The organism is Ciceribacter sichuanensis, from assembly GCF_024055605.1.
Lineage (GTDB): Bacteria > Pseudomonadota > Alphaproteobacteria > Rhizobiales > Rhizobiaceae > Allorhizobium > Allorhizobium sichuanense.
Genome location: NZ_JAMXLX010000003.1, coordinates 63361 through 87960, shown reverse-complemented (window position 1 = coordinate 87960; position 24600 = coordinate 63361). Strand labels below are relative to the sequence as shown.

Sequence of the window (24600 nt, the reverse complement as noted above, 5' to 3'; positions counted from 1 at the left end):
CCCCAAAAAAATCAGTGCCGGAAATGGCGGATGCCGGTGAAGACCATGGCAACGTTGTGCTCGTCGGCAGCGGCGATCACTTCCGCATCGCGCATCGAACCACCCGGCTGGATGACTGCGGTAGCACCCGCAGCGATTGCCGCCAGGAGACCGTCGGCGAAGGGATAGAAGGCTTCCGAAGCGACGGCGGAACCCTTGGTCAGTGGTTCGGCGAAACCGAGCGCCTTGGCGGCATCCTCTGCCTTCAGCGCTGCGATACGGGCCGAATCCACGCGGCTCATCTGGCCAGCGCCGATACCGGCCGTCTGGCCGTTCTTGGCGTAGATCACCGCATTCGACTTCACATGCTTGGCGATCTTGAAGGCAAAGCGCATGTCTTCGAGTTCGGTCGCCGTCGGCGCACGCTTCGTCACGACCTTGAGATCCAGATCCTCAACCAGGACGTTGTCGCGCGACTGGACGAGCAGGCCGCCCGAAACCGTCTTGGCAACGATGCCGGCTGCGCGCGGATCGGGCAGGGCGCCGGTGGTCAAAAGGCGCAGATTGGGCTTGGCCGCAATGATCGCCCTGGCTTCATCCGTCACTTCGGGAGCGATGATGACTTCGGTGAAGAGCTTGACGATCTCGGTTGCCGTCTCCGCGTCGAGCAACTGATTAAGCGCGATAATGCCGCCGAAGGCCGAGACGGAATCGCAGGCGAGCGCCCGCTTGTAGGCCTCGACGAGACTCGGACCGGTCGCGACGCCGCAGGGGTTGGCGTGCTTGATGATCGCGCAGGCCGGACCGTTTTCCGGGCGGAATTCGGCCACCAGTTCGAAGGCCGCATCGGTGTCGTTGATGTTGTTGTAGGAAAGCTGCTTGCCCTGCAGCAGTGTTGCCGTCGCCACGCCCGGGCGCTGGTCGCCGGTGACGTAGAAACCGGCGCTCTGGTGCGGATTTTCGCCGTAGCGCATCTTTTCCTTCAGGACGCCACCGATGGCGCGGTAATCCGGCATGTCGATGCCGAGCGCTTCCGCCATCCAATTGGAGATGATCGCGTCATAGGCCGCCGTGCGGGCGAATGCCTTGGCGGCAAACTTCTGACGAGCCGCATAGGAAATGTGACCGTCATCAGCGTGAAGAGCGTCGAGCAGCACCGCATAGTCGGACGGGTCAGTCAGGACCGTTACATAGGCATGGTTCTTGGCCGAGGCACGGATCATCGCGGGACCGCCGATGTCGATGTTCTCGACCGTGGTCGGATAATCGCCGCCGGCCGCGCGAACGGCTTCGAACGGATAGAGGTTGATGACCGAAAGGTCGATGCCCTCGATACCATGTTCGCGCATCGCAGCCTGGTGTTCCTCGTCATCACGGATTGAAAGAAGACCGCCATGCACGCGCGGATGCAGGGTCTTTACCCGGCCATCCATGATTTCCGGAAAGCCCGTGACCTCAGACACGTCGATGACCGGCAGGCCCGCCGCCGCAATCGCCTTGTGCGTGCCGCCGGTTGACAGAAGCTTGACGCCAAGCGCGTTCAGCGCCTGCGCAAGTTCGACGATGCCGGTCTTGTCGGACACCGACAGGAGCGCTGTGCGGATCCGGATGCGGTCCGGCACGGGAATTTTCTTGGAAACGACGGCCATGGTTTTCTCCGATCTGAATTGCGCCTTCGATGGAGATCGCAGACGCGATGCCGCCGCCTACCACAGCCGGCCACAGGAGGAAACCTTTTCCCTTAGAAACTATGCATGATGGGCAAGAAACCAGCGGATTTCCGGACCGGCAAAGCTCAGTTCGAGCTGTTGCGAGGGACGCACGCCCGAAACATCGGCGAAGAACACGTCCTCGCCGATCACCAGATCATTGGCAGGCGACGAAAACACCCAGCTCTCACCATCAGGCGCGACGAGACGCACCTTGCGCTGGTCGATCCGCTCTATCGTGATCGCCGGATGGATGTGAAAGCGCGCCACCGCGGTTTCCGAAGGAGCATTCGCGGACGGCGTCCTGTCCGGCAGCATGAAACGGTCGCGTCCCGCGATCTTGTTGCCGGCTTCGTTGAGCCGGATTTCGCGTTCATGCAACAGGCCGAAGCGGGTGAGATAGCCGTCATGGCTGACGCAGAGCCGGTCGCTGCCATCGGGTCCGGTCTGCCGCTGCTCCGCGACATCGGAAACACCGCCGCTCATCAGCGGACCAAGGAAGGCGGAAGACGAGATGCGCGCCGACGAACTGGTGCCAACGGCAACAGTCGAATGCGCCGCCGTTGTGCGGGCAAGCTGCCGGAGTTGGTCATTGGCGAAGCGGGGAGAACCGCTGTTGACGATGAATCGGTTACGCCCCGACGACAGCTCGAAGGAAAGGCAGCCGGCATGGGCCGTCTTCGAAAGCTCCGGGCAGAGCGGATGGCCGGTGTCCATAATGATTACGGTCGCACCGGCCGCAAGCCGGTGAAAATGCGAGTGGGGCAGGGCCTTGAATGGTTGGCCGGCACTTTCATCGTAGCGCAGGACGCACATCAGTTCATTGGCAAGCGTTGAACTCGCACCGTTGAACAGCGCCAGATCGCCGCCCTGATGGCGGAAAAAGCGGATCGCGGGATACATGCGATCGATGGCCGGGATGAGCCGCGCCGGAACCTCATGGCCGAGATTGATATAGGTCTGGCGAAGCGGCAGGAGGTCGAACAGAAGCTCGACCGCTGCCTGCGGATTGCGCGAAACATGGCCGCCATCGGGAAGAATCTGCCGGTCGATCTCCCGGTTGAGATCGCGCGCAGCGCGACGGATCGTCGAGGAACGGGACTCCATGGCGATGGAGGCCATGGCAAGTGCAATCCGGACACGCAGCCGCTTCAGGCCGATCGGCAGGAAATCCGCCTCGCGACGCAGGAAACGCACTTGAAACACCAGGCTCGCAAGAAAGCGCCGGTAGAAGCCGCCATCTGTATCCTGCAATACGATGGGTGAATGGGAAAGCCAGGCAATAATACGCTGGGCGACCACGTCATGATCCCAAGCCGCACCTCCGGTCCGCGCTCCGTACTGACCGATCCAGGAATCGGTGATGGCACGCGCATTGGCGCAGGCACGAGCGCTCTTGTCGGAGCGGATATGACGAAGCCATGCGAAGCTGTGGAGTCTCGTCGCGAAAGCCGGCGATGGAGGTTCGAAGTCGAAGGGCGAACGGTCGCCCGCATCGAGAACGCGGCCGGCGAGCGGAAAACGTCCCTGAAGGATTTCCTCCGCCACGAAAGGATCGACGACCCGCAGATCGGTCGGAGCGACGATCAGCTTGGCGGCATTGGCCGGCGACCATTTGAGGCGCATGGAGCGGCCGATCGCCAGCCCGCGCGTCGCCCGTCGCCAGGCTTCGCCGAGATAGAGAGAGATCAGCCTCTGGCGTTCTGTAATCTGCATTGTCTTTCCATGCCGCCCCGAAGAGATCGGGCGCGCAAGACCCTGCGAACGAGACCGGTCATATACCTTGTCCCCCCACGCAGGTAGCCATCGCTCCGCTCCGTCCGGTGATCCCGGTTTCCGGAGACGACTCGTCCACATAACGCCATCTGCCGCCGCCAACGGGCAGGCGATGCCGAGCCTCTTCAAGTTCCAACAATTTTAGTGAAGTTTCCGTTAAATTTTAGCAAGAACGCAAGCATAGAAACCATCCATGCCACCGAGATCCGCCAGAACGGCAGGGGTGGCGCGGAAATCCCCCTTCGGGGAGATGGCGGCTTCCATGCCCGGCCAGCCCGAAGGACCGATCGGGACCCGGCTGAAGGCGGGATTATCAGCGAGAACGCGCTCGATCAGCTCTTCGCCCTCGAGCGGATCCAGCGAACAATTGGAGAAAACCACCCGGCCGCCCGGCCCGACCAAGGTCAGCGCGTGCCGCAGGAGCTTCTCCTGAACGCCTGCCAGCTTGACGATGTCCTCCTGGCCCTTGGTCCAGAGCACATCCGGATGACGTCTTGTGGTTCCCGTCGAGGAACACGGCGCATCGAGGAGGACGACGTCAAAAGGCTGTTCGCCCGAAAAATCGAGAAGATTGGACCGGACGCAATCCGCCGAAAAGCCGAGCCGCTCGAGATTGCCCTTCAGCCGCTTCAGTCGGGATTCCGACTGTTCGACCGCCGTCACGTCCGCTCCTGCTGCGACGAGCTGCGCGGTCTTGCCGCCGGGTGCAGCGCAGAGATCAACGACACGCTTGCCGCGGACATCCCCCATCAGGCGAGCGGGCACGGCCGCTGCCGCATCCTGCACCCACCAAGCGCCATCCTCGAAACCCTCGAGCGTCGTGATCGCCCCGCGGAAGGGATCGAGCCGGACGCTACCGGTCGGCAGCACCTGTCCTCCGAGTTTCGCGGCCCAGCCGGCTGCATCTTCCTTCACCGTGATATCGATTGCCGCCGGCTGCAATTGCGCTCTGGCGATCGCATCCGCTGCCTCGCGACCATAGGCCTCAACCAGCCGGTCGAAAAACCAGCCGGGCATGCAGACGACATCGGCGACGCTTTCCAGAAGCTCTGCCTTTTCCCGGCCGAGGCGGCGCAGGATGGCATTGGTGAGCTTGGCGAAGCGGCGATTGCGCGGGTCGCGATTGGCCTGTTCGACGGCGAGATCGACGGCCGAATGGTCGGGAACGTCGAGATAGAGCATCTGCACGGCGCCGACGACCAGAAGGTGATGCAGCGAACGCGCGCCTTCCGGCAGTGGCGAATCGAGCAGCTGACCGAGGATCGCCTCGATCCGCGGCAGATAGCGCAGGGCCGTCTGCAGGATCGCCCGGACGAGACCACGGTCGGCGTCACCCAGCGCCAGGAAGGCGGGATTGCCATGTTCGGCGTCCAGCATGCCGTCAAGTGAGGTCTTTCGATCGACGACGGCCGACAGGATCTTGGCGGCGGCTATGCGGGCATCGAGCCCGGCTTTGGGCGGAGCGGCCGGCACCTTTTCCTTGCCGTCAGCCGATCCGCCGCGCGGTTTCGCCTTGTGGAAGAATTTGCCTGATTTGCCGCGTTTCTGTTCGTTCAAGACCATGGTCCCTTGGGGCGTTCTGGGGGGCGTTCGGAGGGGCGTTCGGAGCCGCCACGCCCCCAGCCCGTATTCGGAACGGAGCGTGATTTACGGGTGGCATTATCAGCGGGCGCCTGCCGCGTCGATCCCCCAAAGCCGCTCTCTTCCATCTGCATGAGCGCCGCGATGCGGTTTTCAGTGTCCGGATGGGTGGAAAACAGGTTGTCCATGCGCTGGCCGGAAAGCGGATTGATGATGAACATATGCGCCGTTGCCGGATTACGCTCGGCATCGGCATTTTCGATGTGGGCGGCATCGCCGGCAATCTTCTGCAGGGCAGAAGCAAGCGCACGAGGGCTGCCGCAGATTTCCGCGCCGCGTCGGTCCGCCGAATACTCGCGTGTACGGCTGATCGCCATCTGCACCAGCATCGCCGCGAGCGGCGCAACGATCATGGCGACGAGGACCCCAATGAAGCCGAAGGGATTGTTGCGGTCGTCCCGGTTGCCGCCAAACAGGAAGGCGAAATTGGACAGCATGGAGATCGCACCGGCAAGCGTCGCCGTGATCGTCATCGTCAACGTATCGCGGTTTTCGACATGCGCCAGTTCATGCGCCATCACGCCGGCGACTTCCTGGGGGGTAAGCCGACGCAGAAGTCCGGTCGAGGCGGCAACAGCCGCGTTCTCGGGATTGCGCCCGGTCGCAAAGGCGTTCGGCTGCTCGCTATCGAAGATATAGACTTTCGGCATCGGCAGATTGGCATTATGCGCCAGTTGCCGGATCGTCGCATAGAATTCCGGTGCGTTGCGCTCGTCCACTTCCTGGGCGTGGTAGTTGGAAAGCACCATGCGGTCGGAGTTCCAGTAGGAAAAGAAGTTCATGGCCGCAGCGACGACGAACGCGATCAGCATGCCGCTCTGGCCGCCGATCAGGTAGCCAACACCCATGAACAAGGCCGTCATGAAGGCCAGGAGCATGGCGGTTCGCATGAAATTCATCGTTTCCCTCCGTCGTTGGGCGCAAATGGGGCTTCAAGCCTTGGTTGGTGCGCAAGACTGAACTAGATGTAAAGGGACTTGGCCAAGTTTCAATGATCGCTGGACGAAACGGACATGAGCAGTAACGCCGACAATGACAACAATCCCGTCAATACCGAAAGCGAAGCACCCGTGAAGGTTCTGAGCGAAGCGGCAAAGCGCGCCCTTGCAGAAGCCGAGGAACGCCGGCGCAATGAGCAACAGGCCGCGCCGCCGACTGAAATCGGCGGCCGGGGCGGTGCCGACCCCGCCCGTTTCGGCGACTGGGAGATCAACGGCCGCGCCATCGATTTCTGATTGTATCGGCCGCAGAATAAATACCTATTGTTCGACGGTTTGCATTGGAATATATTCCTTTCATGCAAAGCCGCCGATTCTGTTTTTCATGTCTCCTCCTTGCCAGCCTGATCGCGCCCGGTCTGGCGGAAGAAGTTTTGGCTGGCCAGCGCATCAGCGGCCCGGTGGAAGCCTCGGCAATCCGGGTAATCGACGGAGACACCGTTCTCGTGGATGCGACGCCGTGGCCGAACCAGCATGTGACGACCTATGTGCGGCTGCGCGGCATCGATGCGCCCGAGCTCAAGTCTCGCTGCCCTGAGATACACGACGCGGCGGAACGCGCGCATTCGGCTCTGGAGGAACTCGTCGCCTCCTCCTCCACGCTTTCGCTCTCCAATATTTCCGGCGACAAGTATTTCGGCCGCGTCGTTGCGAGCCTTGAGCTGGAAGATGGCCGCGACGCATCCTCCATCCTGCTGGATGCGGGCCTTGTGGATCCCTATCAGGGCGGACGGAAGAAAACCGCCTCCTGCCCTTGAGAAACAGGAACCTGCACGCCTGAGCTGTCAGCGATTGCTGGACAGGTCCCGCCCCATCCTCTTCTATTCCTCAGCAAGGGACCGAAGATGAAGATGTCGCTCAAGCACCTGTTTCCGATCGCATTACCGCTGATAGGTTTTTTGCTGGCAGCCCCGGCTGCCGATACAGCTTCGGCAAGGAACTCCGGGGGCACGATCATGCTCGTGGCCGCCCAGACCTGCAAGCAGGTCTCAAGCTGCCAGGAAGCGGTCGAACTCTGGTGCAACGGCTATCGCCGCGCCGATGCCGACAAGGATGGAATCCCTTGCGAAAACATCTGCCATTCGCTGGAGCAGGTCGAGGAGATCCGCAGCGCCATCGGCTGTTGAGCAATTCCAGCAAAAGTGTCGAGCGACTTTGCGTCAAATTAGACAGATGGAGCATTGAAGGCGATTCCGGTTTCGTCGGAGGTGCTCCAAGCGACATGAAAAAGGCCCCTCGAAAGGGACCTTTGTCTTTTTTTGGCAGCCTTGGAAACTCAGGCGCTGCGGTTCTGGCGGTTCTCGATCAGATCGTCGACCACGGCCGGATCGGCAAGCGTCGAGGTATCGCCGAGTGCGCCGAAATCGTCCTCCGCGATCTTGCGCAGGATGCGGCGCATGATCTTGCCCGAACGGGTCTTGGGCAGGCCCGGCGCGAACTGGATCTTGTCCGGCGTGGCAATCGGTCCGATCTCCGAGCGGACATGCTTGATCAGCGCCTGTCGCAGCGCCTCGTCGCCATCGTGATCGGCCATCAGCGTCACATAGCAATAGATGCCCTGTCCCTTGATCGGATGCGGATAACCGACGACGGCAGCTTCCGACACCAGATGATGCGAAACCAGTGCCGATTCGACTTCCGCCGTGCCGAGACGGTGACCCGAGACATTCAGGACGTCATCGACGCGGCCAGTGATCCAGTAATAGCCGTCCTCGTCACGCCGGCAGCCATCACCGGTGAAATACTTGCCCTTGTAGGTTGAGAAATACGTCTGGGCGAAACGGTTGTGGTCGCCGTAGATGCTGCGTGCCTGACCGGGCCAGCTGTCGGTGATGCAGAGATTGCCGTCGGTGGCGCCTTCCAGCACTTTCCCTTCATTGTCTACCAGCTCCGGCTTGACGCCGAAGAAGGGCAGGGTGGCCGAGCCCGGCTTCAGATCCGTGGCGCCCGGCAGCGGCGAGATGAGGATGCCGCCGGTTTCCGTCTGCCACCAAGTATCGACGATCGGGGACTTCTGGTCGCCGACAACGTTATAATACCATTCCCATGCCTCGGGATTGATCGGCTCGCCCACCGATCCGAGAAGGCGAAGAGAGGATCGGGAAGAACGCTTCACGAACTCGTCGCCGGCGCCCATCAGCGAACGGATGGCAGTTGGCGCCGTGTAGAAGACGTTAACCTTGTGCTTGTCGATCACTTCCCAGAAACGACCCTGATCCGGGAAGTTGGGCACGCCCTCGAACATCAGCGTCGTGGCGCAATTCGCCAGCGGTCCGTAGACGATATAGGAGTGACCCGTTACCCAGCCCACATCGGCCGTGCACCAGTAGGTCTCGCCGTCCTTGTAGTCAAACACGTACTCATGGGTCATCGAGGCGTAGACGAGATAACCGCCCGTCGTGTGCAGCACGCCCTTCGGCTTGCCGGTCGAACCTGAGGTGTAGAGAATGAACAGCGGATCTTCCGCCTTCATCTTGACCGGCGGGCAGTCCGGCTTCGCCTTGGCGACTTCCTGATGATACCAGATGTCGCGGCCCGGCGCCCAGCCGATCTTGCCACCCGTGCGGCGAACGACCAGAACCTTGTTGACGATGACATACTGCTTGGCGGCGATATCGATGGCGATATCGGTGTTTTCCTTGAGCGGAACAGGCTTGCCGCCGCGCACGCCTTCGTCACAGGTGATGACGAAGGTGGATTCGCAGTCGACGATACGGCCCGCCAGAGCCTCGGGGCTGAAGCCGCCGAAGACCACGGAATGGATCGCGCCGATACGGGCGCAGGCGAGCATGGCATAGGCCGCCTCGGGGATCATCGGCATGTAGATGGTGACGCGATCGCCCTTCTTGACACCCTGCTCCTTCAGCACGTTGGCGAGACGGCAGACGGCGTCGTAGAGTTGGTTATAGGTGATCTTCTTGTCGATATAGGGGTTGTCGCCTTCCCAGATGATCGCGGTGCGTTCGCCATGGGTCTTCAGGTGACGGTCGATACAGTTGTAGGAGACGTTGGTCAGGCCGTCTTCAAACCACTTGATGGAAACCTTGCCCTTGAAATTGGTGTTCTTGACCTTGGTGTAAGGCTTGAACCAGTCAATACGCTTGCCGTGCTTGTCCCAGAATTTCTCGGGGTCTTCGATGCTTTCCTCGTACCATTTCAGGTACTTGTCCTTATCGATCAAGGCACGGGTTTTCGCCGATTTGAGCACCGGATAAATCTTGGCTGACATGAACTCCTCCTCATGTTGACGCGCCAGTTTCCTGACGGCCGCGGACCACTCCTCCCCGGCCCATATGATTTATTCATAGCAGTTCGCAAGCCACCAGCAATTAGACAAAGGTCATTCGGAGCTTCAAGAATTGCAATTACGATACAATCCGGGTATAAGACCGATGATTTCCCGGAAATTGTGGTTAAGACCCACGGCCCGCGACACCCGGCGCGGACGCGAAGAAGGATTATATCCATGGCTCAGACCTTGCTCATGCCGAAGGCCACCGCCGTATGGCTCGTCGACAATACCGCGCTGTCATTTGATCAGATCGCGCAGTTCTGCAAGCTTCACCCGCTTGAGGTCAAGGCCATTGCAGACGGCGAAGCAGCGCAGGGCATCAAGGGTCTCGACCCGATCTCCACCGGCCAGCTCTCCCGCGACGAAATCGCCCGCGCGGAAGCCGACGTGAACTACAAGCTGAAGATTTCCGAGCCGAAGGTGCGAGTTCCCGACTCCAAGCGCCGCGGTCCGCGTTACACACCGGTTTCCAAGCGTCAGGATCGCCCGAACGCCATTCTCTGGCTCGTGCGCAACCATCCCGAACTCAAGGATGCCCAGATCTCGCGTCTCGTCGGAACCACCAAGAGCACCATCGAGCAGATCCGCGACCGCACCCACTGGAACTCGGCCAACCTGACGCCGATGGATCCGGTGACACTCGGCCTCTGCAGCCAGATCGACCTCGACCTCGAAGTGGAGAAGGCATCGAAGGGCCGTCCGCTGCCGACCGCCGCCGAACTCGGCGCGACCTTGCAGGCAGCCAACGAGACCGAAAACCTCGGCTTCAGCTACGAGCGCGAGGAGGAGAAGGAAATCGACGCCAATGCTGTCTTCGCAAAGCTGCAGTCGCTGAAATCCGACCGTAACCAGGACGAGGATGACGACCGCTTCTGAGGCGGTCGAATCCGGCTAAAGGAAAGCCCCGGCGTTTGACGCCGGGGCTTTTTTCATGTCCGCTGCCGGTCAAGCTGCCCAAGGGCGGCCCGCACGGAGCTTGTCACGCAAAAGCTTGCAGCCCTTCTCAGCCGTGCCCGTGCGACTTCAGCACGACCGTGATCTCGTCGAGGATGGCGGGGTCGTCGATCGTCGCCGGCATCTTCCAGGGCAGGCCGTCGGCGATCTTCTGCATGGTTCCACGCAGGATCTTGCCAGACCGGGTCTTCGGCAGGCGCTCGACCTTCATCACCGTCTTGAAAGCCGCGACAGGTCCGATCTCGTCGCGTACGAGCTGTACGATCTCACGCTGGATCGCCGAGAAATCGCGGCTCACATCGCGTTTCAGCACCAGGAAGCCGCAGGGAATCTGGCCCTTAAGCTCATCGGCAATGCCGATGACCGCGCATTCCGCGACATCCGGATGCATGGCACAGACTTCCTCCATCGCGCCGGTCGAAAGGCGATGACCGGCGCAATTGATGATGTCGTCCGTGCGCGCCATGACGAAGACATAACCATCGTCATCGATGATGCCGGCGTCAGCGGTCTTGTAATAGCCCGGAAACTCCTCGAGGCAGGACGAGCGGAACCGTTCATCGGCATTCCAGAAGGTCACAAGGCAACCGGGCGGCAACGGCAGTTTCACGACGATATTGCCGAGCGTGCCACGCGGCACCGGGTGGCCTGCATCGTCCAGCACCTCGACCCCGTAGCCCGGCATCGGTACGGCGGGAGAGCCGTATTTGACCGGCAGGAGACCGAGGCCCGCAGGATTTGCGGCAATCGCCCAGCCGGTTTCCGTCTGCCACCAGTGGTCGATTACCGGCACCTTGAGCATCTTCTCTGCCCATTTGATGGTTTCGGGATCGGCCCGTTCGCCGGCAAGGAACAGCGCCCGGAGACCGGAGGTGTCGTATTTGCGGATCAGCTCACCATCCGGATCGTCGCGGCGAATGGCGCGGAATGCGGTCGGCGCTGTGAAAAGCGCCTTGACGTCATGCTCGGCCACCACGCGCCAGAAGGTTCCGGCATCAGGCGTTCCAACCGGCTTGCCTTCGAAGATCACCGTCGTATTGCCGGCAAGCAGCGGTCCGTAGACGATATAGGAGTGACCGACGACCCAGCCGATATCGGAGGCCGCCCAGAAGACTTCCCCGGGCTTGACCCCGTAGATGTTTTCCATCGTCCAGGCGAGCGCCACCATGTGACCGCCATTGTCGCGCACCACGCCTTTCGGCTGGCCGGTCGTGCCTGAGGTATAGAGAATATAAAGGGGATCCGTGGCCGCAACCGGCTCACAGGCGACGGGGGTCCCGTTGATCCGCTCGACCTCGACGGCCTTGGCAAAGTCCACGTCGCCATGCTCGTAACGCAGTGGAGCATGCAGCTCGTCACGCTGCAGTACGAAGCAGTATTCCGGCTTCACCTTGGCCATGTCGAGCGCGTGGTCGAGCAACGGCTTGTAGGGAACGACACGTCCCGGCTCGAGGCCACAACTCGCGGAGATCACGACCTTGGCGCCGCAATCATCGATGCGCGTTGCAAGCTCGCTTGCGGCAAATCCGCCGAAGACCACCGAATGAATAGCCCCGATGCGGGCGCAGGCCAGCATGGAGAACACGGCTTCCGGGATCATCGGCATATAGATGATGACCCGATCACCTTTCGCAACACCGTGGTTCTTGAGTACGGCGGCAATCGCCGTCACTTCGGCAAGCACGTCATCGAAGCTGTAGTGCTTCTTCGCACCGGTCATCGGGCTGTCGTAGATGACAGCCGTATCCTCGCCGCGGCCGGCGGCGACATGACGGTCGAGACAGTTATGGCAGGTATTGGTTTCGGCACCCGCAAACCATCGGCCATAAAGGCCGGCGTCGCCGTCGAACACCTTGTCCGCCGGCTTGAACCAGTCGAGCCTGTCCGCCTGGGCTTTCCAGAATGCCTCCGGTTCCCCCATCCACGACTGATAGGTTTCCAGATAGTTGCTCTGCATGACTTCCTCCCAATGCAATGCCCGACGTGATGTCGCGCGCGATAGTAGGCACCGGCCCACAGGGAGGAAAGTCAGACCAAAGCTCTAGGTCATAAGGCGAAGACGTAAGGTGATACCTCCGCTCAGCGGGCACCAAAAATGGCCGACCCGACACGCACGCTCGTCGCACCAAAGCCGACCGCCGTCTCGAAATCGCCGGACATGCCCATGGAAAGCTTCGCCAGACCATTTTCCGAGGCAAGCTTTGCCAGCAACGCGAAATGCGGACCGGGATTTTCGTCAGCCGGCGGAATGCACATCAGCCCTTCCACGGAGAGCTGCAGTTCCGACCGGCACAGATCGACGAAAGCAGCCACATCGTCAGGAGCAATACCGGCTTTCTGAGGCTCCAGTCCGGTGTTGACCTGGATATAGATGCCGAGCTTCCGGCCCTGCCGTTTCATTTCATCGGCAAGCGCCCGTGCTATCTTCTCCCGGTCCACGCTTTCGATCACGTCGAACAGCGCCACCGCATCGGCCGCCTTGTTCGACTGCAACGGGCCAATCAGGTGAAGCTCGATACCAGCGGTCTCCGCCTTCAGCTCAGGCCATTTGCCCTGCGCTTCCTGAACCCGGTTCTCGCCGAACACCCGCTGACCCGCACCGATCGCGGGGCGGATCGCATCCGCATCGAAGGTTTTGGAAACCGCTACCAGCGTTGCCGAATCCGGCTTACGACCTGCCTCCCTGATTGCTTTCGCAAGCCGCACCTTGACCTCGTTCAACCCTTCGACTGCTGTCATATTCCTGTCCGTTCGATTCCTGCTGTGCTTCGGCCATAATCGCCTGCCCTTGTGGGACGATGCAAGCCCGAAGCATGTGCCTGCCACACCTGCCTCCGCCGTCGTCTCCAAAGCCGCTTTAGGGCGCTCAGAAACTTGACGCTTGGCCGGTTTCGTGGTGAAGGTCACGCCTTCCTTTCTTACTACTCCGGAAATGCGATAAATGGCCACCGAACGTTACAATCCGCGCGACGCCGAGCCCCGTTGGCAGGCGAAATGGTCCGAAGCAGGCGTCTTCGTTACCGACAACAACGACAAGCGCGAGAAGTATTACGTGCTCGAAATGTTCCCCTATCCGTCGGGGCGCATTCATATGGGCCATGTCCGCAACTATGCGATGGGTGACGTGGTGGCCCGTTACAAACGTGCCCGTGGTTACAGCGTTCTGCACCCGATGGGCTGGGACGCTTTCGGCATGCCGGCCGAAAATGCCGCCATGCAGAACAAGGTTCACCCGAAGGAATGGACCTATCAGAACATCGCCACCATGCGCGGGCAGCTGAAGTCGATGGGACTGTCGCTGGACTGGTCCCGCGAATTCGCCACGTGCGATGTCGAATATTATCACCGCCAGCAATACCTCTTCCTCGACATGATGGAAAAGGGTCTCGTCTACCGCAAGCAGTCCAAGGTGAACTGGGACCCGGTCGATCAGACCGTACTTGCCAACGAGCAAGTCATCGACGGCCGCGGCTGGCGCTCCGGCGCGCTGGTGGAACAGCGTGATCTCGTTCAGTGGTTTTTCAAGATCACCGACTTCAGCCAGGACCTGCTGGACGCGCTCGACACGCTCGACCAGTGGCCGGAAAAGGTCCGGCTCATGCAGAAGAACTGGATCGGCCGTTCGGAAGGCCTGTCGCTGCGTTGGGAAATCGCGTCCGGCGCGCCTGCTGGCCATTCGGAAGTCACTGTTTACACCACCCGTCCGGACACGCTGTTCGGCGCCTCGTTCCTGGCGATCGCCGCGGATCATCCGCTGGCGAAGGCGATTTCCGAAAGCAACGCGGAAGTGGCCGCCTTCTGTGACGAATGCCGTCGCGCCGGCACGTCTTTAGCCGCCCTGGAAACCGCTGAGAAAAGGGGCATGGACACCGGTGTCAAGGTTCGCCATCCCTTCGATGCCTCCTGGGAACTGCCCGTTTACATCGCCAACTTCGTGCTGATGGATTACGGCACGGGCGCAATCTTCGGCTGCCCGTCCGGTGACCAGCGCGACCTCGATTTCGCCCGCAAGTACGATCTTCCGGTCGTGCCCGTCGTCATGCCCGCAGATGGCGATGCAGCAACATTCACCGTCGGCGACACCGCCTATGACGGCGATGGGGTCATGATCAATTCCCGCTTCCTCGACGGCATGTCGACGACGGAAGCCTTCGAAACGGTCGCAGGCCGCCTTTCCGACACCTTGCTGGGCAACGCACCGCAGGGCGAGCGCAAGGTCAATTTCCGCCTGCGCGACTGGGGCATTTCCCGTCAGCGTTACTGGGGCTGCCCGATCCCGGTCATTCATTGCGAGGCCTGCGGCGTCGTCCCCGTTCCCAAGAAGGACCTGCCAGTAAAGCTACCCGACGACGTGACCTTCGACGTTCCCGGCAACCCGCTGGATCGCCATGCGACCTGGCGTCATGTGGCCTGCCCCGAATGCGGCAAGGATGCACGGCGTGAAACCGATACGATGGATACCTTCGTCGATTCGAGCTGGTATTTCGCCCGCTTCACCGCCCCTCGCGAGGATCTGCCGACGGTGCCGGCCATCGCCGACCACTGGCTGCCGGTCGATCAGTATATCGGTGGCATCGAGCACGCGATCCTGCATCTTCTCTATTCCCGCTTCTTCACCCGCGCCATGCGCGAGACGGGCCATGTCAGCGTCAAGGAGCCCTTCAAGGGCCTCTTCACTCAGGGCATGGTGGTGCATGAGACCTATCGTCTGGGAACCGGCAACAACGGCCAATGGGTAACGCCGGCCGATATCCGTATCGAGGAGATCGACGGCGGCCGCCGCGCGACCCTGATCGCCAGTGGCGAGGAAGTCACCATCGGCTCGATCGAGAAGATGTCGAAGTCGAAGAAGAACGTCGTGGATCCGGATGATATCATTGCGTCCTACGGCGCTGATACCGCCCGTTTCTTCGTCCTTTCCGACTCTCCGCCAGATCGTGACGTCATCTGGTCCGAAGCCGGTGTGGAAGGCGCTCATCGTTTCGTTCAGCGCGTATGGCGCCTGATTTCCGAAGCCGCCGATGTGCTTGCCAAAGCACAATCGACTCCGGCTAAGGAAGGCGAAGCGCTGGCGATCTCGCAGATCACTCATCGTACGTTGAAGGCCGTGCAGGGCGATCTCGACAAGCTGTCGTTCAACAAGGCGATCGCCCGCATCTATGAACTGGTGAACGCGCTCGCAACGCCGTTGACGACAGTCGCCGCCGGCAAGGCCGACGCGGTCTATGTCGCCGCGGTTCGCGATGCTGCCGGTATCCTCGTCCAACTGGTCGCTCCGATGACCCCGCACCTAGCGGAAGAATGCTGGCAGGCCATTGGCGGCGAAGGCCTCGTCGCCAACGCGCCCTGGCCGACTTTCGACCCGGAACTCGTCGTCGAGAACGAGGTTATCCTGCCCGTCCAGATCAACGGCAAGAAACGCGCTGAATTGACAATCGCACGCGACGCGGATCAAAATGCCGTGCAAGCTGCGGTTCTTGCACTGGATGTCGTCAAGGCAGCCCTCAATGGACAGCCGCCGAAAAAGGTCATTGTCGTCCCGCTAAGGATTGTGAACATTGTCGTCTGATTCCGTACGCCTGCCGCGGCGCCGGGCCAGCATCCTGCTTGGCCTTGGTCTTGCCACTCTTCTCGCCGGTTGCCAGGTTCGTCCACTCTATGACGAAGCTTCTGGCACCAGCGAAAATTTGGCCGCAATTGCCTATTCCGACGTAAGCAGCCGCGTCGGCCTCGAAGTTCGCAATCGCCTGATCTTCCTGACAGGCGGTGGCGCAGGCGAGGCGAAGACCCCGCAATATCGGGTCGAGTTGAATATCACGTCCTCGGTGATGGGTGTCGAGCTGCAGAAAAATACGGACAATCCGAATGTAGGTCGCGTCACGGTGACCGGTTCCTACACGCTCAAGCGCGTCTCGGACGACGTAACCCTTCGTACAGCCAGACGCCAGGCCACAGCGCTTGTCGATTTCCCAGAGCAGGAGTTTGCCAAGGTTCGCGCCATACGCGACGGCGAGGACCGGGCAGCCCATCAGCTCGCTGACCTGATCAAGGCCGATCTGGCAGCGACCCTCGGCCGCTGAGCCTTCAGGGATGGTAGAGGTAAAATCACACGAGTTCGACGGCTTCCTGCAGAAGTCGGCTCGCCATTACCGTCTCTTTCTGATCTATGGGCCCGATCGCGGCCTCGTTGCCGAACGCGCGGCCCAACTTGCCAAGACGACCGGCGTCGATCTATCCGACAGTTTCGCGCTAATCCGTCTCGATGTCTCGGATATTCAATCCGATCCCGGCCGTCTCCTAGATGAAGTCAACTCCCTCGGTCTTTTTGGAGGTGAAAAGCTCATCTGGATACGGGGTGCGCAGAATGAAAAGGCGCTCGTCGACGGGCTTCAAATACTTTCGGAAGCACCGCCAGAGAGCAGCCTTGTGGTTATCGAAGGCGGCGATCTGAAGAAGGGGGCGGCGTTGCGCAAGGTCGCCGAGGGGTCGCGAGCCATTGCCGCAATCCCATGCTACCAGGACGATGCCCGTGCACTCAATGCCCTGATCGATACGGAGCTTTCCACCGCTGGTCTGAGGATCACGCCCGCCGCCCGTGAGCTTCTGGTGGAATCGCTCGGCGGGGACCGTATCGCTTCAAGGAACGAGATCCGAAAGCTGTTGCTCTACTGCCTTCACGACAGCGTTGTCGACGAACAGCAGGTCACCGAGATCATCGGTGATGCCAGTGCAATTTCCACGGATGAGGTCGTTGATGCCGTGCTGAATGGCGATGCCGATGGCTTTCTTCATGCGATCCAGAAGGTTGTTACCTCGAAAACACCGGTGTTTCTTGTTCTGCAATCCTGCCTCAAACAGTTCCAGCAGCTCGAACTGATGCGATGCGAACTGGAAGAAAAGCGCCAGCAACCCGCACAGGTGATGCAGACCCTTGGCAGGGGCATTCATTTCAAGCGAAAGCCTGTTGTCGAGAAGGCGCTGCGGAACTGGACATCAACCGACCTCGCGCGTGAGGCCGGCCGTATTCAGTCGGCCATTCTGCAAAGCCGTCAGAAGCCTCTTCTGGAAGACAATCTGGCGCTTCAGACGCTGCTATCCACCACACTTCAGTCTGCGCGCCGCAACCGCCGAGCTTGATTGCCGCCGCTCATTACCGGCTAAAAGGCTTCTGAGGGAAGGGCGCTCAGCGCCCTTCAAGCAGACGGCAGACTTCCTCGAGCTGGTCGAGTGTCTTGTAGCTGATCCGAACCTGCCCACCATTTCCCTTGTGGTTGATGGCAACGGACAGCCCCAACCGATCAGAGAGACTGCGTTCCAACGCGACGGTGTCCGAGTCCTTTTCAGGTCGAAGCTCCGGTTGTGGCGGAGCGTTCTGGGCCTTGATGTGGGTCTGCGCGAGCTTTTCCGCATCACGCACCGACATGCCCTTGGACGTGATAGTCCGCGCCAATGTCACCGGATCCGGCGTAGAGACCAGTGCTCGGGCATGTCCGGCAGACAGGCTTCCGTCGGCCAGCATATCGCGAACCGGATCGGGTAATTTAAGAAGGCGGAGACTGTTGGCGACATGGCTGCGGCTCTTGCCGATAATTTCACCAAGGTCGTTCTGCGTATAGCCGTGTTCCGCGATGAGCTGCTCGTAGCCGAGCGCCTCTTCCAGCGGGTTGAGGTCTGCGCGCTGAACGTTTTCAACGATAGCAAGTTCCAGAGCAGTACGATCATCCACATCGCGTACGATGACCGGAATTTCGACCAGACCGGCGAGTTGAGCCGCACGCCAGCGTCTTTCACCAGCTATGATTTCGAAGCGATCAGTGCCACGGGTACGAACGACGACGGGCTGGACGATTCCATGCTGACGAATGGAACCGGCAAGATCCTGGAGCTCCGCCTCATCGAAGTAACGGCGAGGGTTCTTGGGATTACGCGTGACGAATTCGATCGGGACCGTACGATCTGCACTGACACTCGCCTTGGCCTCACCAACCGGAACCGCCTGATCCATCTCGCCGATCAGGGCAGCAAGACCACGGCCAAGCCGCCGCTTCGATACATCGTCACTCATATTTTATACCTCATAACAAACGCGCAGATTACGCAGCCTTGCGTTGCCGCTCGCGCTGAATAACCTCCGAAGCGAGTTGCAGATAGGCCTGGCTTCCGGCGCATTTCAGATCGTAAAGGATCGCCGGCTTACCGTAAGACGGCGCCTCCGAAACCCGGACATTGCGCGGGATCAGTGTCGCATAGACCTTCTCACCCAGGTGCTCCCGCACATCGCTGACCACTTGTTGCGCCAGATTGTTGCGTGCATCGAACATGGTGAGCACGATACCCTGGATATCCAGCGTAGGATTAACGGTATGGCGCACCTGACTGATGGTTTCCAGCAACTGGCTGAGACCTTCAAGCGCAAAGAATTCGCACTGCAACGGGACCAGCACGGAATGCGCAGCAGCCATGGCGTTCATCGTCAGAAGATTGAACGAGGGCGGGCAATCGAGCAGGATATAGCTGTATTGCTGCGCGGATTCGCTGCTCAATGCCTTCCTAAGGCGAAAGACACGATCCGCGTGTTGCGAAATTTCCATTTCGAATCCGAGAAGATCCATCGTCGACGGCACAATGGCCAGATTCGGTACTGCGGTATCGACAGCAGCCTCTCCAACCGAATGGGTTCCGATCAGGACATCATAGGAAGACAGCTTGCGATCGCGACGGTCAATACCCAGGCCAGTACTCGCGTTACCCTGTGGATCCAGATCCACAATGAGGACTCGCTCACCGATCGCGGCAAGCGCAGTTGCAAGATTGATCGCGGTGGTCGTCTTGCCAACACCACCCTTTTGATTTGCAATCGTAATGATACGGTTGATTTCGACAGCCATGCCGCACCCGCTGTTATTGAGCCGTGCGCCTCAAATGAGCGATCTCCAGAACAACGGAGTCCGCTTCCACCGCGCTCTGATGTATTACCAGATCAAAACCCCAGCGACCACGCGCTTTCTCGATTTCCGATTGATAATCCCGTCCTTTATGCAGAACACAGACAAGTTCGGGGTTGCGAACCGCCCAAGGCTCGGCATAGCCGAACAAACGATCGAGATCTGCAAGCGCGCGCGCTGATATCATATCCGCAGACACTATTTTGGTAGACGCATCTTCAATGCGAACGGTATGAACGGCACCGCGCGCACCTGTCTCGGACAAGGCGAGGCGAAGAAAACTCGCCTTCTTGTGGTTGCTTTCCACCAGATCAACCCAGCCTTCACCGTTTTCGGAGAGCAGAATGGCTGTTACGATGCCTGGAAAGCCGCCACCACTACCGAGATCGATCCAATGTTTCGCTCCCGGAGCAATCTGGAAGATCTGAGCACTATCAACGATATGGCGACGCCACAGGTCGTCTCTTGTTGATGGGGCCACCAGATTGATCGAAGCGGACCATTTATGAAAAAGGGCCGCGAAGTGCTCCAGCTTCTCAAACGTTTCACGTGAAACGTCAAGCTTCAATACACTCTTCAAAATGTCATTTACCATGCGTTATCCTGCTTCCCGCAGTCGCTCATTCTTCTTGATGTAACCGACGAGCAAGGCGATTGCCGCTGGCGTCATGCCGTCAACGCGCGCCGCCTGGGCAATGCTCCAGGGTTGGGTCGCAGTTAGTTTCTGCTTCAGCTCATTCGAAAGGCCTGAAAGTGCATGGAAGTCGAAATCGCGGGGAATGAGACGCTCTTCCTCACTTCGCATTCCCGCAATATCATGAGCCTGCCGCTCTATGTAAACCGAGTAGAGTGCATCAATGGAGACGGCTTCTGCCATCTGGGACGGGACCTCCAGAAGCTCGGGCCAAATTCGGCAGACATCCGTCCAGTCGATATCCGGATAGGAGAGCAGTTCTCGGGCAGAGCGCCGACGCCCGTCCTGATTGACCGTCACGCCCTGTGACTGAGCCTCCTTCGGCGTCGCCGTCAGCTCCTCCAAATGGGAAAGAAGACCCTCTCGCTCGGCCCGGTAGGCTTCAAAGCGCTCTCGCCGTTCGCGAGAGACGCATCCCAGATCAATCCCGCGTTGGGTCAGGCGCATATCCGCATTATCCGCGCGCAAGGTCAGGCGATATTCGGCGCGCGAGGTGAACATGCGATAGGGCTCCAGAATCCCCCTCGATGTCAAATCGTCGATCATCACTCCGATATAGGAGTCGGTGCGACTGAAGACGACCCCTTCACCGCCGGCAGCAAACAAAGCCGCATTCAGACCCGCCACGCATCCCTGCGCGGCGGCCTCCTCATAACCAGTGGTACCATTGATTTGGCCGGCGAGGAAAAGTCCAGGCGCCTTGCGCACCTGCAGCGTCGGCTCAAGTTCCCGCGGATCTACATGGTCATATTCAATGGCATAGCCACATTGCAGAATGCGAACATTTTCCAAACCCGGAATGGAATGAATGAAAGCGTCCTGCACCTCCTCGGGAAGGGAGGTCGAGATACCATTCGGATAGACCGTATCATCATCGAGACCTTCGGGTTCCAGAAAGATCTGATGTCCGTCACGATCACCGAAGCGAGTAATCTTATCCTCGATGGAGGGGCAATAGCGGGGTCCGACACCCTCGATCTGGCCGGAATACATGGCGGATCGGTGAATGTTATCGCGTATGAGTTTATGCGTTGCATCCGTCGTGCGGGTGATGCCGCAGGCAATCTGCGGATTCACGATGCGATCCGTCATAAAGGAAAAAGGTATCGGATCCGAATCGGCTTCCTGGCGATCAAGCGAAGCCCAATCAATCGTCTTGCCATCCAGTCGCGCCGGCGTACCCGTTTTCAGACGGCCCAACTTGAGACCAAAGGCCAAGAGATCTTCGCTTAGACCGGTGGAAGGCGGTTCGCCGATACGCCCGGCCGGTATTTTCCGATCGCCGATGTGGATAAGTCCGCGCAAGAAGGTGCCGGAAGTCAAAACAACCGACCTCGCCAACAACCGACATCCATCCGAAAGCCCAATGCCTTTTATTTCGGAATCGTTTCGAATAAATGTGTTGACGTTACCTTCAATCAGATCGAGGTTGGGTGTGTCGCGAAGTGCATTCTGCACCGCTTGCCGATAGAGCTTTCTGTCGGCCTGGGTGCGCGGACCCCAGACAGCGGGACCCTTTTTACGATTGAGCATACGAAACTGGATGCCGCCGAGATCAGCGCAACGGCCCATGATGCCATCAAGGGCATCCACTTCGCGGACAAGGTGTCCCTTACCCAATCCCCCAATCGCGGGATTACAGGACATAGCGCCAATGGTTTCGAGCTTCTGGGTAACGAGCGCGGTTCTTGCGCCCATGCGCGCAGCCGCTGAAGCAGCTTCCGCGCCGGCATGGCCGCCACCTATGACGATCACATCATAACTTGAAACGCTCATGGCATTGCTCCATGCCTCCCACTGTGAGGCTGCGGGCACCGAACTGCCCATGTTTCACGTGAATCACTTGCCGACGCAGAATTCCGAGAAGATCTTGCCCAGCAACATCTCAACGTCGATCTTGCCGGTTACACGCCCAAGTGTATCGGCAGCACGTCGAAGAAACTCGGCCCGGATTTCCAGACCTTCATTCTCCGCCCGCACCGCGTTCCAGATATAATCGGCGGCGTCGCGCAGGTGCTGTGCATGCCTCAATCGGCTCGGAATGGCAAGAGAAACCGTGCTGGTTCGTTCCTTCAACTCTGTCAATATCGCGGAACGCAGGGTATCGAGCCCCTGACCACTCTGCGATGAGATCAGTATTGCCTCTGATCGTTGCGGAAACGAATCAGTATAAAGGTCGATTTTGGTTACAACGTTAAGCACGGGGATGCCCTTGGGAATATCGAGTTCCTCCGCTGCCGAACTCGCATAATCCCTCAGGGACAGAACAAGATCTGCCTCCCCCATCTTGCGGTAGGCGCGACGAATTCCCTCACGCTCTACTGGCTCTGATGTATCCCGTACGCCGGCCGTATCATAGAGATGCACGGCATAGCCGCCGATATCCAGTTCACAATGCAGGACATCCCGCGTGGTTCCAGCATATTCTGTAACAATCGCCACCTCACGATGCGCAAGAGCATTTAGCAGACTGGACTTTCCGGCGTTCGGCGGACCCGCGATCACAATGGCAAAACCATCGCGTATGATTTCACCTGCCTTCAGGTTGGCCAGCACCTGCTCGACATCCCGCGCCAGAGACGACATCTCAGACCAGATGCGGTCGGAAACGCTGCCGGGGATATCTGCCTCGTCGGAGAAATCCAGCTCGGCCTCTATGAGAGCACGAGCGCTCAGCAATTGCTCTCGCCATTTCTGATAGATCGTGGAGAGATGGCCGGAGCTTTGTTCGAGCGCCAAGCGTCGCTGCATCTCGGTCTCTGCCGCCAGAAGATCCGCAAGGCCTTCCGCCTCGACCAGATCGAGCTTGCCGTTCTCGAAGGCCCTGCGGGAAAACTCGCCGGCCTCCGCAAGGCGGCAATTTTCGTATTCCGTCGCCGCGTTCAAGGCGCTCTCAACTACCGCTCTGCCGCCGTGCAGATGGAGCTCGAGACAATCCTCGCCGGTAAAGGAGTTCGGACCGGGGAAAAAAAGAACGAGTCCACGATCGAGTAAAAGACCGTTACGGTCTCGAATCGGTCGCAGCGCTGCCATGCGGGGAGGCGGCAAAGTCCCAGTCATTGCTTCGCAAATCACCGCGGATTGCGGACCGCTCAGGCGAATGACCGCTACTCCAGAGGGCAGAGCGCCCGATGAAAGGGCGACAATGGTCTCTCGCTCAGGGGAACTCATGCATAATAATCCCTATCCTCAAGCCGGAACGGAAGCGAATCGTTTCGGGGAACAGCGATTGGCGCACGAGAAGACACAAGGTCTTCCCGCGACTTCCTGCGATATCAGGTGTTCATCGAATCGAAGAAATCACCGTTGTTCTTCGTCTGCTTCAGCTTGTCGATGAGGAACTCGATGGCATCTGTCGTGCCCATCGGCGCCAGGATACGGCGAAGTACGAAGATCTTCTGTAGATCCTGACGCGGAACAAGGAGGTCCTCCTTACGCGTACCGGACTTGAGGATATCCATAGCCGGGAAGATGCGCTTGTCGGCCACCTTGCGATCCAGAACAATTTCCGAGTTGCCGGTACCCTTGAACTCTTCGAAGATGACTTCGTCCATGCGGCTGCCGGTATCGATCAGGGCCGTCGCGATAATCGTCAGCGAGCCGCCCTCCTCGATATTACGAGCGGCGCCAAAGAAGCGCTTCGGGCGCTGCAGCGCATTTGCATCCACACCGCCGGTCAGAACCTTGCCCGAAGACGGAACAACCGTGTTGTAGGCACGGCCGAGACGCGTGATCGAATCGAGAAGAATGACAACGTCACGCCCGTGTTCGACGAGACGCTTTGCCTTCTCGATGACCATTTCGGCGACCTGGACGTGGCGAACGGCTGGCTCGTCGAATGTCGAGGAGACGACTTCGCCGCGAACGGAGCGCTGCATGTCCGTCACTTCCTCCGGTCGCTCATCGATCAGAAGAACGATCAGGTAGCATTCAGGATGGTTGGCCGTGATGGAATGGGCAATGTTCTGCAGAAGAACGGTCTTACCGGTACGCGGCGGTGCGACGATCAGGCCACGCTGGCCCTTGCCGAGCGGAGCAACCAGATCGATGACGCGCGCCGAAAGATCCTTCGAGGTGGGAACGTCCAGTTCCATCTTGAAGCGTTCGTTCGGATAAAGCGGCGTCAGGTTATCGAAGTGGACCTTGTGACGGATCTTTTCCGGATCCTCGAAATTGATCGTGTTAACCTTCAGAAGCGCAAAGTAGCGTTCGCCTTCCTTGGGACCACGAATCGGACCCTCGACCGTATCGCCGGTCTTCAGCGAGAAGCGACGGATCTGCGAAGGAGAGATATAGATATCATCAGGACCCGGCAGATAATTGGCGTTAGCCGAACGCAGGAAGCCGAAACCGTCCTGCAACACCTCGACCACACCCTCGCCGATGATCTCGATGTCCTGGCTGGCGAGCATTTTCAAGATCGCAAACATCAACTCCTGCTTGCGCATGGTGCTGGCGTTCTCCACCTCCAGCGATTCCGCAAAGGTCAGGAGATCGGTAGGCGATTTGCTTTTGAGTTCTTGTAGCTTCATTTCAGCCATGAAGAGGGACCACGTCTTTGATTATTTTTGTCGGGGAAGGCGAGCCGGTGGAATTCGGTACGATCGCGAGA

The 24600-nt window shown here is 59.6% G+C and carries 20 protein-coding genes; 7 read left to right on the top strand and 13 right to left on the bottom strand.

Features of this window, described 5'->3' with window-relative positions:
- Positions 1-11: 11 nt before the first annotated feature.
- From purH to htpX, 4 genes are all read right to left on the bottom strand, one after another.
- The gene (gene purH, locus NBH21_RS11115; RefSeq protein WP_250913632.1) at positions 12-1628 is read right to left on the bottom strand and encodes a bifunctional phosphoribosylaminoimidazolecarboxamide formyltransferase/IMP cyclohydrolase; all 1617 of its coding nucleotides are present in this window, start codon (positions 1626-1628) and stop codon (positions 12-14) included.
- A gap of 99 nt (positions 1629-1727) precedes the next feature.
- Positions 1728-3404, bottom strand: a complete 1677-nt coding sequence (locus NBH21_RS11110; protein WP_250913633.1) for a heparinase II/III family protein — start codon at positions 3402-3404, stop codon at positions 1728-1730.
- A gap of 216 nt (positions 3405-3620) precedes the next feature.
- Entirely contained in the window at positions 3621-5027 is a 1407-nt protein-coding gene (locus tag NBH21_RS11105) for an RsmB/NOP family class I SAM-dependent RNA methyltransferase (RefSeq protein WP_250913634.1), read from the bottom strand.
- Positions 5018-6004, bottom strand: coding sequence for a zinc metalloprotease HtpX (gene htpX / locus NBH21_RS11100; RefSeq protein WP_250913635.1), 987 nt, complete (start codon positions 6002-6004; stop codon positions 5018-5020). The genes NBH21_RS11105 and htpX overlap by 10 nt, the downstream gene beginning before the upstream one ends.
- 114 nt (positions 6005-6118) lie before the next feature.
- On the opposite strand from htpX, the gene NBH21_RS11095 reads away from it, so the two are divergent.
- The 3 genes from NBH21_RS11095 (at position 6119) to NBH21_RS11085 (ending at position 7230) form a co-directional block, all read left to right on the top strand.
- Positions 6119-6340: a DUF1674 domain-containing protein gene (locus NBH21_RS11095; protein WP_163902386.1), complete on the top strand. Its 222-nt coding sequence runs from the start codon at positions 6119-6121 to the stop codon at positions 6338-6340.
- A 137-nt stretch (positions 6341-6477) separates the two neighbouring features.
- Complete coding sequence (locus NBH21_RS11090) at positions 6478-6861, top strand: thermonuclease family protein (RefSeq protein WP_250913636.1); 384 nt, start codon at positions 6478-6480, stop codon at positions 6859-6861.
- Between the two features lie 87 nt (positions 6862-6948).
- A complete protein-coding gene (locus NBH21_RS11085; protein WP_250913637.1) occupies positions 6949-7230 on the top strand; it encodes an excalibur calcium-binding domain-containing protein in 282 nt (93 codons plus the stop codon).
- Positions 7231-7379: 149 nt separating this feature from the next.
- On the opposite strand, the gene acs is transcribed toward NBH21_RS11085, so the two are convergent.
- The gene (gene acs, locus NBH21_RS11080) at positions 7380-9332 is read right to left on the bottom strand and encodes an acetate--CoA ligase (RefSeq protein WP_250913638.1); all 1953 of its coding nucleotides are present in this window, start codon (positions 9330-9332) and stop codon (positions 7380-7382) included.
- A gap of 237 nt (positions 9333-9569) precedes the next feature.
- Between acs and NBH21_RS11075 the strand changes: the two genes are divergently transcribed.
- The gene (locus tag NBH21_RS11075) at positions 9570-10271 is read left to right on the top strand and encodes a DUF1013 domain-containing protein (protein ID WP_250913639.1); all 702 of its coding nucleotides are present in this window, start codon (positions 9570-9572) and stop codon (positions 10269-10271) included.
- 127 nt (positions 10272-10398) lie between these two features.
- On the opposite strand, the gene NBH21_RS11070 is transcribed toward NBH21_RS11075, so the two are convergent.
- Complete coding sequence (locus tag NBH21_RS11070) at positions 10399-12306, bottom strand: propionyl-CoA synthetase (RefSeq protein ID WP_250913640.1); 1908 nt, start codon at positions 12304-12306, stop codon at positions 10399-10401.
- A 122-nt stretch (positions 12307-12428) separates the two neighbouring features.
- Positions 12429-13088, bottom strand: a complete 660-nt coding sequence (locus tag NBH21_RS11065; protein ID WP_250913641.1) for a YggS family pyridoxal phosphate-dependent enzyme — start codon at positions 13086-13088, stop codon at positions 12429-12431.
- A 202-nt stretch (positions 13089-13290) separates the two neighbouring features.
- On the opposite strand from NBH21_RS11065, the gene leuS reads away from it, so the two are divergent.
- From leuS to holA, 3 genes are read left to right on the top strand one after another with little or no spacing between them, the layout of a single operon-like run.
- Positions 13291-15918, top strand: coding sequence for a leucine--tRNA ligase (gene leuS, locus NBH21_RS11060; RefSeq protein WP_250913642.1), 2628 nt, complete (start codon positions 13291-13293; stop codon positions 15916-15918).
- Positions 15908-16429, top strand: a complete 522-nt coding sequence (locus tag NBH21_RS11055) for a hypothetical protein (RefSeq protein WP_250913643.1) — start codon at positions 15908-15910, stop codon at positions 16427-16429. Before leuS ends, NBH21_RS11055 begins: the two co-directional genes overlap by 11 nt.
- Before the next feature lie 10 nt (positions 16430-16439).
- Entirely contained in the window at positions 16440-17486 is a 1047-nt protein-coding gene (gene holA, locus NBH21_RS11050) for a DNA polymerase III subunit delta (RefSeq protein WP_250913644.1), read from the top strand.
- Positions 17487-17532: 46 nt separating this feature from the next.
- Here holA and NBH21_RS11045 read toward each other — a convergent pair whose 3' ends face one another.
- The 6 genes from NBH21_RS11045 to rho form a co-directional block, all read right to left on the bottom strand.
- A complete protein-coding gene (locus NBH21_RS11045; RefSeq protein WP_250913645.1) occupies positions 17533-18414 on the bottom strand; it encodes a ParB/RepB/Spo0J family partition protein in 882 nt (293 codons plus the stop codon).
- Positions 18415-18442: 28 nt separating this feature from the next.
- Positions 18443-19237 (bottom strand): ParA family protein, encoded by a 795-nt coding sequence (locus NBH21_RS11040; protein ID WP_250913646.1) that lies wholly within the window; start codon positions 19235-19237, stop codon positions 18443-18445.
- Between the two features lie 13 nt (positions 19238-19250).
- A complete protein-coding gene (gene rsmG / locus NBH21_RS11035) occupies positions 19251-19889 on the bottom strand; it encodes a 16S rRNA (guanine(527)-N(7))-methyltransferase RsmG (RefSeq protein WP_425340403.1) in 639 nt (212 codons plus the stop codon).
- Between the two features lie 3 nt (positions 19890-19892).
- Positions 19893-21764, bottom strand: a complete 1872-nt coding sequence (gene mnmG / locus NBH21_RS11030) for a tRNA uridine-5-carboxymethylaminomethyl(34) synthesis enzyme MnmG (protein WP_250913647.1) — start codon at positions 21762-21764, stop codon at positions 19893-19895.
- 63 nt (positions 21765-21827) lie between these two features.
- Positions 21828-23159, bottom strand: a complete 1332-nt coding sequence (gene mnmE, locus NBH21_RS11025) for a tRNA uridine-5-carboxymethylaminomethyl(34) synthesis GTPase MnmE (RefSeq protein ID WP_250913648.1) — start codon at positions 23157-23159, stop codon at positions 21828-21830.
- A gap of 104 nt (positions 23160-23263) precedes the next feature.
- Positions 23264-24529: a transcription termination factor Rho gene (gene rho / locus NBH21_RS11020; protein WP_099059781.1), complete on the bottom strand. Its 1266-nt coding sequence runs from the start codon at positions 24527-24529 to the stop codon at positions 23264-23266.
- Positions 24530-24600 lie beyond the last annotated feature (71 nt).